This is a genomic window from Paenibacillus xylanilyticus, from assembly GCF_047246825.1.
In the GTDB taxonomy this organism is placed as follows: Bacteria; Bacillota; Bacilli; order Paenibacillales; family Paenibacillaceae; genus Paenibacillus; species Paenibacillus xylanilyticus_B.
The window spans coordinates 857,472-873,149 of record NZ_JBFOLB010000001.1 but is presented as its reverse complement, the minus strand read 5'-3'; the positions used below and the strand labels follow the sequence as shown (position 1 = coordinate 873,149).

Here is a 15,678-nt window from a genome sequence, read left to right as displayed (position 1 = left end):
AATCAGGATTGTTACTGATCAGCAGGCAAGACCGATTGATAATGCAAACATGCAGAATTGTTCTTCATGTATGCATAATTGATGGTCTTTTTTTGATGTTAAATTTTGTTAACGTTTCATTTTAAAAGGAGATTCCCATGAAGATCACACGAATTATTAACAATAATGTCGTCTGTGCAGTGAATGAACGGCGCCAGGAGATGATGCTTTTAGGCAGTGGCATTGGTTTTCAGAAGAAAAAGGGAGACGATGTGGACACAGTCAAGATTGAAAAAGAATTTTTTCTGAAATCCAAAAATGTATCAGGCAAATTATATGCCCTGCTGGCACAAATCCCGATGGAATATATTCGTGTGTCCGACAGTATTATTCAATACGCCAAGCAGTCCTTAGACAAGGAACTCAATGAAAATATATATTTAACGCTAACCGATCATATTAATTTTGCTGTGGCACGCTATAATCAGGGAATGAATTTCAATAATGCATTGTTGTCCGAAATTAAAGCGTTTTACTCCAATGAATTTCGCGTAGCCATGAAAGCTCGGGATATGATTAATGAGGAATTCAATATCTCGTTGCCTGAAGATGAGGCTGGGTTCATTGCTCTTCATATAGTTAATGCTGAACTGGGTTCTGAAATGGAAGAAACCATGAAGATTACACAGTTTATTCATAAAGTCTTAAACATTATTCGATATCAGTTTAATATTCATTTTAATGAAAGCTCGCTCCATTATTCCAGACTTGTCACTCATTTAAAGTTTTTCGCTTATCGGTTGTTTAATAATACCGTTGTGAAAAGTGGCGATAGTGATTTTCTCCATATCATTAAGGAAAAATATACGCAAGAATATCAATGCAGTCTCCGTATTGCACAGCTGATTCGAGTTGACTACGGAAAAGAACTGACGGAAGATGAATTGGTATATTTAACGGTTCATATCAAAAGGGTCATCGATGAAGAGAAGGATTGAATCATCGACCCAAAATAATGACTATACTAGGATTGTTACTGGTGAGGCAGGCAAGACCTAGAGTTCCATCGTGTATAGAGCTTATCTATATTCGATAGAATTCTAGGTCTTTTTTTATACCAAAAATTGTTTAAGGGGGAGCAGTACATGAAACATGAAAGCACAGCCGCCGAGATTTTAAAGCTGGTCGGTGGAGAAAAAAATGTAGACAGTGTAACGCACTGTGCTACCAGGCTGCGATTTAATCTGAAGGACGAGAAGGTCGCGGATAATGAAGCATTAAAAAATGTACAAGGTGTTGTAGGTGTTGCCAGCAGCGGTGGGCAGTATCAGGTCATTATCGGTAACGAGGTAAATAATGTGTATAAAGCGTTGACGCAGTTGGGGAACTTCGCAAGCAAAAATGATGCTCCATCTGTGAAAAAAGGGAAACTTACTACGCTTCTGGACACCATCTCCGGCATCTTTACGCCCATCCTGCCAGCCATGATTGGTTGTGCCATGATCAAAGCCGTTCTTCTTATCTTAAAAACGTTTGATCTCGTTGATCTGGATGGACAGTTTAATACAATCATGACCTTTATCGGTGATGCGGCCTATTACTTCTTACCAATGCTGCTTGCCTGGAGTGCGGCAGTTAAGCTTAAGGCTAACGTGGGCTTTTCATTAACCATTGCTGGTGTTCTGCTGCATCCCACCTTTGCAGGGTTAATGACTGCAGGTGAACCGATTACGTTCTTGGGTCTGCCGGTCACTTCCGCAACGTACTCTTCGTCGGTCATTCCCATTATTTTAGCAGTATGGATTTTATCTTATGTCGAACGCTTTGCCGAAAAGTATTCTCCCTCGGTCATTAAATCCATTCTTAAACCGTTGATTGTTATCCTTGTTATGGCGCCGCTAACGCTAATCGTGCTCGGTCCTATTGGTGCAATCGCGGGTAACTATCTTGCGTCAGCCGTTTCATTTGTCAATACACATGCAGGATGGTTAGTTTCTGGTATTATCGGCGGAGCATTCCCTTTCCTGATTATGACAGGTATGCATTATAGTCTGGGACCTGTGGTGCTCACTGCGTATGCACAGACGAAGACCGATAGTATCGTTGGCCCAGGTATGCTTGTGCACAATATTTCTCAGGGCGCAGCTGCCCTTGCAGTCGCTTTGAGAACTAAAAATAAAGCCTTCAAACAGGTTGCATATTCTACCAGTATAACTGCATTACTCGGAATTACCGAGCCCGCCTTGTTTGGTGTGAATCTACGCTTGAAAAAGCCATTGATCGCTGTAATCGTTGGTGGGGCTGTTGCCGGAATATATGTCGGATTATTTGGAGTAGCTCGATCCGCTCTGGGAATTGCAGGTTTGGCTACGCTGCCGGCTTTTATCACTGATCATCCATGGAACCTGGTTCATGCGGCCATTGGTTGTGTCATTGCATTTGTAGTTACATTCTTAATGACTCTTATCTTGGGATTTGAAGATGTACCTGAGGAAGGGAAAAATCAAGAATCTAAAGAAAAATCTTCTTCAACGAGTCGTGTGATGGTTACCGATGTTTCGGAACATGTTCTCATCGCTCCGTTGACTGGTAAAGTTCTGGAGTTATCGACGATCAAGGACGAAGCTTTTGCAACGGGGGCTATGGGTAAAGGGATCGCTATTGAGCCTACAGTTGGAAAACTCGTTTCACCAGCTGACGGTGTGATATCTGCGGTTTTCCCGACGTCCCATGCAATCGGTATTAGCTCAAATAATGGTGCTGAACTTCTAATTCATATTGGCATGAATACCGTGAAGCTGAAAGGGGAGCATTTCAAGGTGCATGTCCAAGAAGGTGACGTAGTAAAGGCTGGAGATCTGCTCATTGAGTTTGATACAAATGCAATTGCATCTAAAGGATACGATTTGACCACACCGATTATTGTTACGAATTCAAATGATTTTGTAGATGTTATCAGCACGGACAAAGCATCTATTACGATTGGTGAGAAACTCATCAAGATTATTTAAGGAGGAATTGTTCATGAATAATAAAAATGGTTTCCCGGACTCATTTATGTGGGGCGGTGCAACAGCGGCGAATCAATACGAAGGTGCCTGGAACCTTGATGGAAAAAAGGCGAGTACAGCCGATATGATGACGGGAGGAACGCATACGGTTCCCCGCCGCATTACCATAACTAATGAAGAGGGGGTTCATTATCCTTCTCACGAAGCCGTAGATTTTTATCATCATTACAAGGAAGATATCCGTTTGTTCGCAGAGATGGGTTTCCGCTGCTACAGAATGTCCATTGCATGGTCCAGAATTTTTCCTAACGGAGACGATGCGACCCCAAATGAAGCAGGTCTTCAATTTTACGACACTGTGTTTAATGAACTGAAAAAGTATAACATTGAACCGATCGTTACGATTTCCCATTATGAAGCACCTTTTGCTTTAACTAAGAAATTCAACGCTTGGGCTTCCAGGGAAATGATCGATTGTTACGTGAAGTATTGCGACGCAATCTTTAATCGTTACAAAGATGTGGTGAAGTATTGGATCACATTTAACGAGATTAATAGCCTGATTGTTCCAGCAGGTGCCTACTTGGCAGGAGGACTTTTGGTTGATAAAAGAGGCGGCGTATTTAACAACAAAGCAGTGGAGAGCACCCAGTTAAGATTTCAAGCGTTGCACCATCAATTTGTGGCGAGTGCCAGAGCTGTCAAGCTTGCGCACGATATCAATCCAGACTTCAAACTCGGCTGTATGATCAATTACAGTCATGGCTACGGAAGTACATGTAGACCTGAAGATATGTTACAAGCACTAAGAATGGATCAAATCAACAATATGATGAGCAGTGACGTGCAAGTTAGAGGAGAATACCCTGACTTTGCGAAGCGATATTTCGAAGAGAAAAAGATTCACATACAAATGACCGAAGGCGATGAGGAAATTTTAAAACAAGGTTGTGTTGATTTCTACAGCTTTAGCTACTACAAGTCTCACGTGGTGGGTACCCGCCCAGAGGGAGATGAGACTCAAGGCAACGTCTTCGGTGGATTCAAAAATCCATATCTTAAAGCGACAGACTGGGGATGGCAGATTGATCCGGTTGGACTCCGGTACGTGCTGAACCATGTATATGATCGGTATCGCATCCCGATGATGATTGTGGAGAATGGTCTAGGTGCGGTTGATGTCGTTGAAGAGGATGGCACCATTAACGATACGTACCGAATTGAGTTTTTGCGGGCTCACATTGAACAAATGAGAGAAGCTGTTCGTGACGGCGTTAACCTGATCGGTTACACAGCCTGGGGCTGCATCGATATTGTTAGTGCTTCCACGGGTGAAATGGCAAAACGCTACGGATTTATTCACGTAGACAAGGATAATGAGGGCAAGGGTACGCTGAAGAGAAGCAAGAAGAACAGTTTCTACTGGTATAAAAAGGTGATTGAAACCAATGGGCAGGAATTGGGCTGGGAGTAAAGATCGCGTATAAATCGTTTAGCCAAAATCAATTGTCGAGAGACACCTGTATGACATAAGAATAAATCGCATTGAAGGAGCCGCTAAATTTAGCGGCTTTTTTATATCTAAACAAAAGGAAGTCATCTATAGACGAGAGCAGGGGTGTAGACGTAGCCCTTAGACGAATTATGGCGCGAAGTGACAGCTGAAAAAGACGAAAAAGCCCTTCATTTATGAAAATGCTTATAACAACGAGTTAAAGTAGTTTATGCCTTTGAAAAAGCGTTCTAAAAACTGCGCATAATATAAATTATACGCAGTTTTATTTTAAATCGATTTTCATATTATGTCCCCTCCATCTGATCACGATATTATTCGTCCAAATAGCACAAAATAATACAGCCAACTAAAATAATTTAGTAGAGCAACGCGACAACGTGTAGAAAACCATAGATTTCTGTAGATGCTCGTTAAGATAGAACAAACGTCTTTTTTATAGAACAGATCAAAGATCATGCAGTTACGAAAGAAATCTACATTTATAATGAGAGGAACATGTGTATGTCTGAAAACCAGAAACGATCTTCATTGCTTCGAAAAAAGCCAATAGCTTTTGGAGATGATAACAGTAATGCATTAAAGAGAGCGCTGGGTCCATTGGACTTAACCACACTGGGGGTAGGTGCCATAATTGGTACGGGGATTTTCGTGCTCACAGGTGTTGCGGCCGCCAAGTATGCGGGACCTGGGCTTGTACTGTCCTTTTTGCTCGCAGGTATAATCTGTGCGTTTGCTGCATTATGTTATTCCGAATTTGCATCTAGCGTACCTGCTTCGGGAAGTGCGTACACATACAGCTACACCGCTTTTGGAGAAGTCATTGCCTGGATTCTTGGTTGGGATCTGATTTTGGAGTATGGATTCGCGAGTGCGGCTGTTGCCAGCGGATGGTCCGGTTATTTTCAGGCGCTGCTGTCCGGCTTCGGATTACAATTACCCCATGCGCTCAGCAGTGCATTTAATCCCGAGAAGGGAACCTATTTTGATGTCACTGCAGCGGTCATCACATTGATTATTACCTTCCTGCTCACCCGTGGAGTCAAGGAAGCCGCTCGAGCGAATGGCATTATGGTTGCAATCAAAATAATGGTTGTGCTGATTTTTATTGGAGTAGGTGTATTTTATGTAGAGCCAACCAACTGGCAGCCATTTTTGCCATTTGGTATATCGGGAGTAACCGCAGGGGCGGCAACGGTCTTTTTTGCCTATATCGGATTTGATGCGGTTTCCACTGCAGCGGAGGAAGTCAAGCGTCCCCAACGGGACTTGCCGATCGGTATTATTGCTTCCTTAGCCATATGTACGCTGCTCTATATCGTAGTATCTTTGATCTTGACAGGCATTGTGCCTTTCCACATGCTGAATGTTAGCGATCCGGTTGCATTTGCATTTGAATTCGTGAATCTGCATGGTCTGTCCTGGGTCGTGGCCCTTGGTGCGATCACGGGCATAACTACAGTTCTACTTGTCATGATGTACGGCCAGAGCCGGCTTCTCTATTCGATGTCACGGGACGGATTGCTATCCCCGGTATTCTCGAAGATCAGCGGAAAGAGTCAAACACCAGCTACAGGCACATGGGTAGCAGGTATTATCATTGCTTTATTCTCAGGGTTCATCTCACTCGGTCATCTGGCAGAACTCACTAACATCGGAACGTTATTTGCATTTGCGGTCGTGAGTCTCGGCATTATCGTGCTGCGCAAAAACAACCCGGATCTCAAACGAGGATTCAAGGTGCCTCTCGTCCCATGGATTCCGATTCTTAGTGCCATAGGTTGTGTATACCTTATGACACGTCTTGCGGCACTGACATGGATTACGTTTTTCGCTTGGCTGATTATTGGTTTGATCATTTATTTCGCATATGGTCGACATTACAGTCATTTAAACCCGGATCGGCGGATATCTGCAGCGGCTCAAGTTAAAGAGAAATAAAAACAAAGAAGTTAGGATCTAAACTTCAGCTTTAAAAGCTGGTTTCATTTTTTCGCCTCATACTGACTCGCTATCGCGAAGCAGTACGGGGTCTTTTTTTTGTTATAAAGTGATGGAAAGAAAACGAGAAAAGGATATTGACCTTGGAGCCATTCTGGGTAGGTCATAAGATGCAAGTTCGTACATGCACACCCTGCCGGGGTTGCGGTCAGATCAAATATGAAATATATTGGGGGATGTGACATGCCATCAGACATAGGAGAGGGGATGTACCATGAACACACCAATACATACAAATCAGCTTCACCGAAATCCGAATTTTGGTTTTGCACTGGCAGACTCTACCGTACTAGCAGAAACGAAGGTGAAGATTTCACATCCTGAAGAGAGTGAAGTCTTTCAACTGGATATGGATCCGCAGCGCACCCTGAAGGATGGACGCAAAGTATCTGTCATTGCACAGCAGCTGGATGCACCGATCGATCGACAAGACGCTAGTATTATATATGGCCAGGAAATTGGTTTTGCTCAGTATTCTGTTACATTGAAGTCTGAAAGTACGATTTCATTGGCTCCCATTGAAGGTATCGAGCAATCGGTACCGTTTGGATGGTCCAATTTTGCAGAAGGAGAATATGAGCTGCGTATATCGCTGCACCGAAAAACACCCCGGATTGCCGAAGGCCCCCTGGAGCCTGAACAGGAGGCAATCGTTAAATACGCCCAAGTCGTGACGGTATTCATTACATTATTTCCGGCAGAAGCTGTTCAGCAGCAATCCGGCGTTTCAGCGAGCTGGAGTCGGGATCATCACGTATTTGACTCATATGGCCGTGGGGGATTTATACTAGCTGACTTGCCCCGTATGGCGAAACGAGTGGAAGAATTGATTGGTCACGGAGATAGTAATCTGATTGAACAATTCGGCGAGGGAGACCTCTCGGACACTTTAATGGATGAGGGACTCATGGCGATTGCATGGGGAGTATCACCTTGGTGTTATTCGATCTATTCCGCACCAGACAAGCAAGCGGCATTGACACTTGCCGTGGACAAACTTGGTGATGAACCTGAATTAAGAGGAATTTATCGTATCGCGCCTTCTGTACAACAGTTCAGCATCGTACCCGTGAATGAACTGGCCAACTGGCCAGCATGTGCGGAGAAAGTTTGGCCTGTAATCGATGTTTCAGGTGAAGGAGAGACTTTGCATATGGACTTGTATGTCCAGATCTGTGAGTCCGTTAACGGTTTGCACGAAAATCCGCTGCCATCATTTGTGCTTACGCGCAATGAAGGACGACCGGAAGAAATCAGCCCGCTGATCGACGTCGTAATTGTGGATTAAAGTATAATAATGAATTGTGGTGACGAATACGGATGATGACTGACGAGATTCGGGAGCAGTATGCGGACGAACTTGAAGCTTTTCACATATGGATGAAAGATGCCGGATACACGGGACACACGGTAAAATCATATACAGGTGACGTTGCTGAGTTTCTCGCATCTATTCAGGGAAAGTCACTGGAACAGGTGAAAAAGCTGCATGTATTGTCATTTCTGTCACGCGCACGCGAACGGGGAGTTAGTGACGCTACGAGAAATCGCAAACATGCAGCGATAAACTGCTTCTACAAGTCGCTAATTGAACTGGAAGTGTTGACGAATAATCCGGCTTCGGGGATCAAAAAGTCCAAAACCGAGAAAAATCGTGCACCGGTCTTCCTGGACGAAAGCGGTCTGGAACGATTTCTGCAATCCGTCCAAGGAAAGTATCGCACACGTAATCTCGCTATCTTTCTATTGATGGGTTATATGGGATTACGGGTTGGTGAGGTGCACGCGCTCAACTGCAAAGATTATAATGCGGAACGCCGCACGCTGGACGTGTTCGGTAAAGGCCGTAAGTGGCGCACACTTCCTGTTCCAGAAGTGGTTGCAGATCTGTTATCCCTGGCTGTGGAAGAGCGATTGTCACCTTGGCGGGCGAAGGAAGAGGCGCTTTTTGTGTCACAAAAAGGGAAGCGATTATCGATTCGCAGTATTCAGCTCATATCAACAGAAACGTTTGAACGCTTCCAGCAAGAGTCACCGACCCATCAGCGTCTGCACTATTCCAGCCACAAGCTGCGACATTCGTTCGCCACCATGATGCTCAGGCGCGGCGCCGACTTGCGTACCGTTCAGGAGCTGCTCGGGCACGCATCGATTCAAACCACGACCGTTTATACGCACGTCACCAGTCGGGAGAAGGAAGAAGCGATGGCATTGCTGGATGTTAAACTTCCAACGTTTATAGAGTCACAACCACTTCTTGATTAGGAGAGATGTGCAGAATGGTAGGGGACAAAAAGATTCCAAAGCTGAACGCCTCACAAGGGAAGTTAGCCTCTCTAGGGGAAGTGCTCCTGGTGTCAACTAAACTTGGATTGACATCCTTTGGAGGACCTACCGCACACTTGGGTTATTTTCACAATGAATACATACGCAAAAGGCAGTGGATGGACGAGCAGAGTTATGCAGATCTTGTGGCGCTGTGTCAGTTTCTTCCTGGGCCAGCGAGTAGTCAGGTTGGCATTGGTATTGGTATAATTCGAGCTGGTATTCTAGGAGGGCTGATTGCCTGGATCGGCTTCACGCTTCCTTCAGTGATTGCTTTGGTTTTGTTTGCCTTCTTATTAAGGGAGTTTGATATAAGTAACGCTGGATGGCTTAGCGGGTTGAAGATTGTAGCTGTCGCCATCGTCGCTCACGCAATTCTCGGAATGGGCCAAAAACTCACACCCGATAAAGTAAGGGTTACGCTTGCTGTGTTGACAGCTGTTCTTGCTTTACTATGGACAGCCGTTTACAGTCAGGCCATACTAATTGTGTCAGCAGGATTGCTTGGTTTTTGGTTGTACCGGAAATCACCCGTTCTGCACGTTCCTGACCTGGTTGTCCCGGTAAGTCGAACAGTCGCCGTGCTGTGTTTGACCACCTTTGTTGGTTTGTTCATCGCACTGCCGATATTGCGGCAGGTCACGGGGATCGAGTGGTTATCCTTATTCGATTATATGTATCGATCGGGTTCACTGGTCTTTGGTGGAGGGCACGTGGTTCTACCGCTTTTGGAACAGGAATTGGTACCCAGAGGCTTGTTGAGCAAAGATGATTTTCTGGCTGGATATGGCGCAACTCAGGCTGTCCCAGGACCGTTGTTTACTTTTGCTGCTTATCTTGGTGCGATAACAATGGGGATTTCGGGAGCAATCGTTGCTACTGTAGCCATTTTTTTACCCGCTTTCTTGCTCATCATTGGCACGCTCCCTTTCTGGAGTGTCCTTCGTAAAAATCCGCATATGCAAGGGGTATTGACTGGCATTAATGCAGCGGTGGTTGGCATTCTGCTGGCTGCGCTCTACCAACCGCTATGGACGACAGCCATTATAACACCAGCTGATTTTTCGTTGGTATCCATTCTGTTTATCATGCTCGTCTTCTGGAAATTCCCACCATGGGTCATTGTCTTTGCTGGAATTTTTGGCGGTATGCTAATCGATATATTATAGCAAGAACTGATGAAATCTAAGGATTTCATCGGTTCTTTTTGATGTGAGGTACATTGCGATGAACAGCAAACTGAAATCTGCCGATTTTCTGATTATTATTGGCTAGATGCATCAATTGAGATAAGCGAGCCTTTGATTACGTATTAAATATTATGTAAACCTAAATGGTTTCCTTCAGATGTTTACCGATTAATCGATACAAAAGGACCAATTGAATCCCGTAAAAGGCAGACTCAGATGGTCCTTTGGTTATATTAAAATTATGACATTATTCCAATCCGTCAATCTGTTCCTTCAATTTGTTCGCAGAAGCCTGGAAAGCGATTTTCTCTGTCTCATTCAAAGGAAGTGGCAAAATCTCTCGCACGCCGTTGCGATCCACCACACATGGAACTCCGAGGTAAACATCGGACACGCCGTTATAATCGTTAAGTAATGTGGATACATTCAGCACCGAACCCTCATTGCCCAGAATGGCTGCCACAATGCGATCCAAAGCGAGTGCAATTGCATAGGAAGTGGCTCCTTTGGCATTAATAATCTCATAAGCGGCATTTTTGGTGCGGTCGAAAATATCCTGCTGCGTTTCCTCATCCAGTTCGAGATCGGTACCTGCAACGTTGGCAAGACTCCATACGGGTACTTCGGAATCCCCGTGTTCCCCGATAATGTGGGCATGGATGCTGCGTGGATCGATCCCTTTATTCTTGCCAATCAGGTAGCGAAAACGGGCGCTGTCCAGCAGCGTACCGGAGCCGATTACCCTTGAAGCAGGCCAGCCGCTCTGTTTCCAGGAAGTGTAGGACAATATGTCTACGGGATTGGTGGCAATTAACAAAATACCGTGAGAATTCACCTCGGTAATGCGTTCAATGATCTCTTTGAAAATGCTTGCATTTTTCTTCAACAGATCAATACGGGTTTCGCCAGGCTTCTGGGAAGCCCCAGCCGTAATGATAATGATGTCTGCATCCTTGCAGTCCGAATAGTCACCAGCCCATACTTTGACGCCTCCGGTAAACGGAAGCCCGTGGTTCATATCCAGCATTTCGCCTGTAGCCTTATCATGATTCACATCCACAAATACCAACTCGGACGAGCGCTGTCTTAACATCAGCGTGTATCCCGTTGTTGTTCCCACCGCGCCCATGCCAATAATAACGACACGGCTTGGTTTGAGCATTGCACTGTTTACCATGTTCATATCCTCTCCTCTTTGGGGTAGACTTCCATCCATATTAAGGTATAAATGTTCGAAAAGAAAGCGATGTCTATAAACTTTTTCGCTTTTGTTGTCTGTTTGAGGAAGATTGCGTCGAAAGTACGGCATGTTTATGCAACTAAGGAACGAGTATCGGAGTTAGGGTTACCTTCGGACGCCCTATAAGCCAAGATGAGCCTTTTCGACATGGTTTGTGTTAGAATGGGAAAAGTGGATTCGAATGAATCGTAAAATGAACACCAATTGGACAGGCATGCGCGCCTGCTATTGGATGAGAGAGGTGAACCCCACTTGCGTTTGCAATGGACCAAAATCGCGCAGACAGCATTGCTGTCTATAGGAATAGCTGCCGTACTGGCTGCCTGCACCGACTCAGGTCAGACACCGGTGGCAGAACCGCCCCAAGAGCAGGAAGAGATCGGAAATACTGGTCAGACATTAACGGTTGTGCCTCCTGAAAGCACTACGCAAACCGCAGATATGGCAGAATACCAGATTCAAACGCGTTTGACCGACTTCCAGCTGCTTAATGACAACGGAGGGTTGGCATGGGGGGTCACAAGGAACGAGCTGCGTTTGTATTACACCCAGGATCAGGGTGTGACCTGGTCGAACATCTCACCATCAGAGAATGTGCAGTTTCCGGCCAATCCGCAGTATGGACAGAGCATTTATTTTGTAGATCGTACCCATGGGTGGATTGTACGTGAAGGAATGGGCGGAACCGATACAATGGTGCTTCGCACGAATAATGGCGGAGCAAGCTGGAGCTTGTCTTCCTTATCCAAGACGGACAAAGTCACTGCTATTTCATTCGTATCCCCGGAAAAAGGCTGGATTCTGACTACAGTGGATACTTCCATTGGCAAGCAGGACAAAAAGCTGTTTGTTACCGAAGATGGCGGTATCACCTGGAAGGGAATGTCCTCCAGTGATGAGGACGATGGGCCTGTTACAGCAGAGATTCCGACACGCGGATACACCACTGGCCTCACTTTCTCTGACCCGAAACATGGTTTCCTGACAGCCCTGGAATTCGGAACTCCGAAGCTATATGTTACGACAGATGGCGGTGAGAACTGGAAGTCAGGACCGACATTTTTTGACCGGAACGATTTCAATGGATGTGGAAATTTCAACATTGGATCCCCTCAGTTTTTTGGTCGAGAAGCGAAGGGAGCCTGGATGCCCCTAACCTGTTCCAGTGGGGATTATACCAAGCAGCACGGCTTTTTCACGGATGATGGCGGAAAGAGTTGGACTCTATCTACATTCGGTCTGAATAAGCAAAAGGGAATCAATCGTAACCTGACTCCTGCTTTCCTGAATGCTTCAGAAGGATGGGCAGTTCAGTCAGGGACAACGTTTCAGACGAAGGATGCGGGGAAAAGCTGGAAAGCACTTCCGGGCAGTAAAGTATTGGACGGGATTCTGGAGGACTATCCGGAGATCGTGAAACTGCAGATGGTGTCCTCGAAACTGGGCTGGATTCTGGTCGAGAATACGGATACCAAGAGGTCTCTGCTGCTGCAAACAGTGGATGGCGGCATACACTGGAAAGTGCTGTAGTTTCAAAGGATAATATTCGTTTGAAGAAGGAAACCGAAGGGTTTCTTTTCTTTTTACTTACTTTGTGAAATAAAACACAATAATAACCATCAAATGATGTTATATTGAATTCAAGAAGAGATGGGAGTGATGAAGATGAGAACCAATGAACAAACTCAATTCACGCAGGCGGACGAATTAACAAGATATATGCTTCAATTATGCTACACATGCGATGATGCCATCCGTTGCACCACAGAGGAAGAAGTGAAGGCCTGCATGGCGCAATACGCCCAGGCTGAAGAACCGGAGCAAACGGAGGGTGCAGAAGCAACCCGCGGTTTTATGAATTTAATGTACGCTTACTAACAATCAAGTTAAAAAAGCAGTTATAACAAACATTTCGCCTCCAATCGGGGGCGATTTTTATTTGAAACAGATATATATTGGACGCACTACACGTATGAAATACGGTTAAAAGCGTCATTTTGAAGCCAAAAACCAATAAAAGACTCTTACAGTATAATGCTGTCAGAGCCTCTTTTGCCTTTACCACATCTTACGGGCTAAACTGCCATGTGAAGTAGCCCTTTTCCTTAAAAATAGGTTTTGGTGTAGTTAAACATAGATGTTCGTCCATACGTCAAGCCAACTACATACGTACACTAAACTATGTTATAGGGAGGTGTCCACATTTGGGTAGTCCAGAAGAGAAAAAGCGGCGTAAGAAAAAAATCAAATCCGTATGTCAACCAAAAGGGAAAAGAAAAGAACAGCGAGTAAAAGTTGTTAAAAAAGTAGTACGGGTAACTTGTCCTCCACCTGAAGTGAATGTTTCTACACCAACTGTTGTTGGTCCTAAGGGACAACAAGGTCCTCAGGGCGTGCAGGGAATCCAAGGGAAAGTAGGTCCACCCGGACCAGCTGGCCCAGCCGGAGGGCCTCCAGGTCCACAGGGACCTCAAGGGCAACCCGGCCCAGCCGGAGCACGAGGCCCTCAAGGTGAAGCTGGCCCGGCTGGCCCGATGGGGCCACAGGGGATCCCTGGAGCACAAGGCCTTATTGGACCTCAAGGACTTCAAGGCGAGCCTGGCCCAGCCGGAGCACAAGGCCTTCAGGGTGAGGCAGGTCCTGCAGGTCCGGTGGGAGCACAGGGTATCCCCGGAGCACAAGGCCTAATAGGACCTCAAGGACCACAAGGCGAGCCTGGCCCAGCCGGAGCCATTGGACCACAAGGTTTGCCTGGGCCAACTGGAGCAGCAGGTCCAGCCGGTGCAGCGGGGCCCGCAGGTGCTACTGGAGCAGCAGGTCCAGCTGGTGTGGCAGGCCCGGCAGGTGCCACTGGAGCAGCAGGTCCAGCCGGTGTGGCAGGCCCGGCAGGTGCCACTGGAGCAGCAGGTCCAGCCGGTGTGGCAGGTCCGACGGGTGCTACAGGAGCAGCCGGAGGGGTCCTGGGATTCGCCGATTTTTTTGCTCTGATGCCTCCTGATAATGCAGCTACTGTTGCTCCGGGCACTGATGTGAGTTTCCCTCAAAATGGGCCTACCAGCGGAACAACTATAAGTCGAACGGGACCCAGTTCATTCAATCTAGCAGCAATAGGGACGTATCAAGTGCTGTTTCAAGTGAGTATCAATGAAGCAGGTCAACTTATTTTAACCCTCAATGGCGCTGATTTGGCTCCAACCGTTGTTGGGAGGGCCACAGGTACGTCTCAAATTGTAGGGGTAGCCTTAGTACAAACGACTGTTATAAATTCAATCCTAACCGTACGGAATCCAGCTGGTAATGCCACTGCATTAACGATCACACCTCTTGCTGGTGGAACAAGACCTGTTTCGGCACATCTTGTAATCACACAATTAGCTTAACGCAGGGTACCTTTAACTGAGATAGCCACTTTTGTTTGAAAGTGCTATCTCAGTTGGAGCCGCGCATCCATTTTAAGGGGGACCGTAAATTTACACTCGAATTTAGATTGATGCTGCTTAGAGAGAACCATAACTGCAGCTTGCAGTAGTATAAACAGAATATAGGAAATACCTGTAAATATTGAGAAGGAAACATTCCTGTATGAGAAAATGCTGCATGCGTAAAAAGGGATTACGTTACATACGAGCATCATCTGAGTTATTCAAAGACGGAGAGGTTAGTCAGATTCTACTACTTAATCACTGATTTGCGACATCGTTTAAGTAAGTTTACCTTAAATATGGTGATGTACAGGCTCGATCGACACAAATCGGGAAGCCTTTTTAGTATTTTATTGCTTTAAAGATGCATGTGTCTCAGCACAATATCAATCTTTTAGCTTCTAATCTAGGGTTTTCCCACTCATTGCTTTTGGTTTTGAATCCGGATAACAAGTTCCTAATTATTGCGCATATATATTTACAGGAGACGGGTCAAGACTCTGGCTGTCCTAAGTGTAAGATCGGAGGGGAGAGACATGGGCATTGAATCATCCTGGATGTTTGATTTTTTTGGAACCGTCTTTCCGGTTGTATTTGTTCTGATTATAGGGATTGTGCTTCTGTCCGTGGGGAAGGAAATATGGAGATGGGGGCGGAACAACGCCGAGCCACTGCTCACTGTACCTTCGCGAATAACGGGCAGAAGAATGCAGATCAGTCAGTCGCAAGCTGAACCAGGCAGTTCAGCCCGTACGTTGTATTACATTACCTTTGAGGTAGAGAGCGGTGATCGGCTCGAATTCAAGGTGAATGGAGAAGAGTACGGATTGTGCTCCGAGGGAGATGAAGGTCGTCTTTCCTTTAAGGGAACGCGGTATATAGGCTTTGAGCGCTACAACCGACTGTATTCAGAGCGAGTACGCGGGTAATCCGGCTGGCTTGCGCCATAGTGGCGTAAGCTTTTTTTAATTTTCTTTTTCTTGGACAAGCGTTTCTT

Annotated in this window: 12 protein-coding genes; 11 read left to right on the top strand and 1 reads right to left on the bottom strand. The window is 45.7% G+C overall.

The window, feature by feature from the left end; genetic code table 11:
* The first annotated feature begins 137 nt into the window (after nucleotides 1–137).
* The 7 genes from licT to AB3N00_RS03580 all read left to right on the top strand — a co-directional run bounded on the left by licT (nucleotide 138) and on the right by AB3N00_RS03580 (nucleotide 9,998).
* Nucleotides 138–977, top strand: a complete 840-nt coding sequence (gene licT / locus AB3N00_RS03610) for a BglG family transcription antiterminator LicT (protein ID WP_413033339.1) — start codon at nucleotides 138–140, stop codon at nucleotides 975–977.
* Nucleotides 978–1,124: 147 nt separating this feature from the next.
* The gene (locus AB3N00_RS03605; RefSeq protein ID WP_413033338.1) at nucleotides 1,125–2,990 is read left to right on the top strand and encodes a beta-glucoside-specific PTS transporter subunit IIABC; all 1,866 of its coding nucleotides are present in this window, start codon (nucleotides 1,125–1,127) and stop codon (nucleotides 2,988–2,990) included.
* 13 nt (nucleotides 2,991–3,003) lie between these two features.
* Nucleotides 3,004–4,464, top strand: coding sequence for a glycoside hydrolase family 1 protein (locus AB3N00_RS03600; protein WP_413033337.1), 1,461 nt, complete (start codon nucleotides 3,004–3,006; stop codon nucleotides 4,462–4,464).
* 543 nt (nucleotides 4,465–5,007) lie between these two features.
* Nucleotides 5,008–6,444 carry an amino acid permease gene (locus AB3N00_RS03595; RefSeq protein WP_413033336.1) on the top strand — a complete coding sequence of 479 codons (1,437 nt, stop codon included), beginning with the start codon at nucleotides 5,008–5,010 and terminating at the stop codon, nucleotides 6,442–6,444.
* A 274-nt stretch (nucleotides 6,445–6,718) separates the two neighbouring features.
* Nucleotides 6,719–7,792 (top strand): hypothetical protein, encoded by a 1,074-nt coding sequence (locus tag AB3N00_RS03590; protein WP_413033335.1) that lies wholly within the window; start codon nucleotides 6,719–6,721, stop codon nucleotides 7,790–7,792.
* Nucleotides 7,793–7,824: 32 nt separating this feature from the next.
* Entirely contained in the window at nucleotides 7,825–8,769 is a 945-nt protein-coding gene (locus tag AB3N00_RS03585; RefSeq protein ID WP_413033334.1) for a tyrosine-type recombinase/integrase, read from the top strand.
* Nucleotides 8,770–8,783: 14 nt separating this feature from the next.
* Nucleotides 8,784–9,998: a chromate transporter gene (locus AB3N00_RS03580; RefSeq protein ID WP_413033333.1), complete on the top strand. Its 1,215-nt coding sequence runs from the start codon at nucleotides 8,784–8,786 to the stop codon at nucleotides 9,996–9,998.
* Nucleotides 9,999–10,266: 268 nt separating this feature from the next.
* Here the strand turns inward: AB3N00_RS03580 and AB3N00_RS03575 are convergent, their stop codons facing one another.
* Nucleotides 10,267–11,196 carry an L-lactate dehydrogenase gene (locus tag AB3N00_RS03575; RefSeq protein ID WP_413035180.1) on the bottom strand — a complete coding sequence of 310 codons (930 nt, stop codon included), beginning with the start codon at nucleotides 11,194–11,196 and terminating at the stop codon, nucleotides 10,267–10,269.
* Nucleotides 11,197–11,511: 315 nt separating this feature from the next.
* Here AB3N00_RS03575 and AB3N00_RS03570 point away from each other — a divergent pair, with 315 nt between their 5' ends.
* From AB3N00_RS03570 to AB3N00_RS03555, 4 genes are all read left to right on the top strand, one after another.
* Complete coding sequence (locus AB3N00_RS03570) at nucleotides 11,512–12,789, top strand: hypothetical protein (RefSeq protein WP_413033332.1); 1,278 nt, start codon at nucleotides 11,512–11,514, stop codon at nucleotides 12,787–12,789.
* Between the two features lie 135 nt (nucleotides 12,790–12,924).
* Entirely contained in the window at nucleotides 12,925–13,137 is a 213-nt protein-coding gene (locus AB3N00_RS03565; RefSeq protein WP_413033331.1) for a hypothetical protein, read from the top strand.
* A 326-nt stretch (nucleotides 13,138–13,463) separates the two neighbouring features.
* Nucleotides 13,464–14,639, top strand: coding sequence for a collagen-like protein (locus AB3N00_RS03560; protein WP_413033330.1), 1,176 nt, complete (start codon nucleotides 13,464–13,466; stop codon nucleotides 14,637–14,639).
* A 578-nt stretch (nucleotides 14,640–15,217) separates the two neighbouring features.
* Nucleotides 15,218–15,610, top strand: coding sequence for a DUF2500 domain-containing protein (locus AB3N00_RS03555; RefSeq protein ID WP_413033329.1), 393 nt, complete (start codon nucleotides 15,218–15,220; stop codon nucleotides 15,608–15,610).
* Nucleotides 15,611–15,678 lie beyond the last annotated feature (68 nt).

Coding starts and splice junctions, on each gene's coding strand:
- AB3N00_RS03590 (WP_413033335.1), top strand. CDS start 6,719: ATGAACACACCAATACATACAAATCAGCTTCACCGAAATCCGAATTTT.
- AB3N00_RS03565 (WP_413033331.1), top strand. CDS start 12,925: ATGAGAACCAATGAACAAACTCAATTCACGCAGGCGGACGAATTAACA.
- AB3N00_RS03600 (WP_413033337.1), top strand. CDS start 3,004: ATGAATAATAAAAATGGTTTCCCGGACTCATTTATGTGGGGCGGTGCA.
- AB3N00_RS03575 (WP_413035180.1), bottom strand. CDS start 11,196: ATGGTAAACAGTGCAATGCTCAAACCAAGCCGTGTCGTTATTATTGGC.
- AB3N00_RS03585 (WP_413033334.1), top strand. CDS start 7,825: ATGATGACTGACGAGATTCGGGAGCAGTATGCGGACGAACTTGAAGCT.
- AB3N00_RS03580 (WP_413033333.1), top strand. CDS start 8,784: ATGGTAGGGGACAAAAAGATTCCAAAGCTGAACGCCTCACAAGGGAAG.
- AB3N00_RS03595 (WP_413033336.1), top strand. CDS start 5,008: ATGTCTGAAAACCAGAAACGATCTTCATTGCTTCGAAAAAAGCCAATA.
- AB3N00_RS03605 (WP_413033338.1), top strand. CDS start 1,125: ATGAAACATGAAAGCACAGCCGCCGAGATTTTAAAGCTGGTCGGTGGA.
- licT (WP_413033339.1), top strand. CDS start 138: ATGAAGATCACACGAATTATTAACAATAATGTCGTCTGTGCAGTGAAT.
- AB3N00_RS03555 (WP_413033329.1), top strand. CDS start 15,218: ATGGGCATTGAATCATCCTGGATGTTTGATTTTTTTGGAACCGTCTTT.